Source organism: Pseudomonas sp. 2822-17, assembly GCF_002742485.1.
GTDB classification, from domain to species: Bacteria; Pseudomonadota; Gammaproteobacteria; order Pseudomonadales; family Pseudomonadaceae; genus Aquipseudomonas; species Aquipseudomonas cyclaminis.
The window spans coordinates 1-244 of the sequence record NZ_LJRZ01000492.1 but is presented as its reverse complement, the minus strand read 5'-3'; the positions used below and the strand labels follow the sequence as shown (position 1 = coordinate 244).

The 244-nt window shown below is 41.8% G+C and carries 1 protein-coding gene; it reads left to right on the top strand.

Annotation, left to right across the window (positions count from 1 at the left end):
• Positions 1-42: 42 nt before the first annotated feature.
• Positions 43-244 (top strand): TrkA C-terminal domain-containing protein (locus tag AOA60_RS18365; protein WP_218240707.1); only part of this gene is annotated, 202 nt, incomplete at its 3' end.

The following is a 244-nucleotide window of genomic DNA, read 5'->3' as shown; positions in this document are numbered from 1 at the left end:
CCTGTCAGGCATCAGGGCTCGCCGCGGTCATTAATGGTTAGGGTGGAAAAAGACGAATATCACAAAAAGACATTAAAGGAACTCCGCCTTAATAAGAATAGTTCCGTTGTCATCAGCAGGGTAATCAGAGGGGATAGAAGCTTTCTCGGGAGAAATGATACAGTTTTACTAAAAGGGGACGACCTTATTGTAGTTGGTTATCCTGAAGATATAGAACACTTTAAAGATCAAGTAGGATCAGAAG